Below are 1,205 nucleotides of genomic sequence, written 5' to 3' on the forward strand. Positions count from 1 at the left end.
GTCGAGGACGAAGCGGGCGCCGGCTTCCCGGGCAACCGCGGCGATGCGGCGCACGAAGGTTCCGGGGACTCCGGGCGGGAAGCTGCCACTCGCCACCACGTACTTCGCACCTTCGGCGACCTTCTCGAGCGTCGCCAGGCAACGCTCCTGCTCCTCGCTCGTCAGCTCGGGGCCGGGCGTGACGAAGCGATATTCCTGACCGCTCCTGCGGTCGATCGCCGTGAAGCACTCGCGGGTGGACCCCGCGATGGAGACGATGTGCTCCTCGACACCGTCGTCGTCGAGCAGACCGCTCATCTGCTCGCCCCGCGCACCGCCGGCCGGATAGACGGCGGCGGCCGAGGCACCGAGCACGCACGCGACCTTCGCGACGTTCACTCCTCCTCCACCGGCGTCGTAGAACGGCTCGTCACAGCGGAGTTTGCGGGTGGGCACCACCGCGTCCGTGAAGGTCGTGACGTCGAGCGCCGGGTTCATGGTCAAGGTGACGATCTCGGGCATGACCGAAACCCTATTCGGACCGGCGGGCCGGCGCGCGGGGCTTTCGCCCGACCGGTCCGGGAGTGGCGACTCCCCTCGGTCAGTGCTCGGGTCTACGCAGCGCCGCCATGAACATGGCGTCGGTGCCGTGCCGGTGCGGCCACAGCTGGACTCCCGGCCCCTCCCCGATCCCCGGCACGCCGGGAACGAGTTCGCGTGTGTCGAGTTGCTCGACGCCGTGGCGGCGCACCGCGTCGGACACGACGGCGACCGTCTCGGAGACGTGCGGTGAACACGTGGAGTAGAGCACCACGCCGCCGGGACGCAACAGCCCGATCGCCGACGCGAGCAGTTCCTTCTGCAGCCGCACGAGTTCGGCGACGTCGCCCGGTTGCCTCCGCCATCGCGCCTCGGGACGCCGCCGCAGAGCACCGAGACCCGTGCAGGGAGCGTCGACGAGGATGCGGTCGTATCCCGGTTCGAGGCCGGGGTCGCGGCCGTCGGCGACATGCACGGTTACCGGCAGGTCGCGGGCGGTCTTGCGGACCAGTTCGGCGCGGTGCTCGACCGGTTCGACGGCGTCGACGGCGAATCCGTCGATCGCCGCGATGGCGCCGAGCAGCGCCGCCTTTCCGCCCGGTCCCGCGCACAGGTCGAGCCAGCGGCCCCGATCCTCTCCCTCGAGAGGCGCGAGGGTGAGGGCGCGGGCGACGAGCTGGCTCCCC

Annotated in this window: 1 protein-coding gene and 1 pseudogene; both read right to left on the minus strand. The window is 71.5% G+C overall.

All coding sequences use genetic code 11. From position 1 onward, the window contains the following. Positions 1 to 501, minus strand: a 501-nt coding sequence (locus R1101_RS0123830) for a 1-phosphofructokinase family hexose kinase (protein WP_016935668.1), incomplete at its 3' end; no start/stop codon positions are given. A gap of 79 nt (positions 502 to 580) precedes the next feature. Continuing rightward, positions 581 to 1,205 (minus strand): annotated as a pseudogene (locus R1101_RS0123835) (rRNA small subunit methyltransferase B); the annotation flags it as partial.

Origin of the sequence: Rhodococcus sp. R1101, assembly GCF_000278445.1 — a bacterium.
GTDB lineage: Bacteria > Actinomycetota > Actinomycetes > Mycobacteriales > Mycobacteriaceae > Rhodococcus > Rhodococcus gordoniae.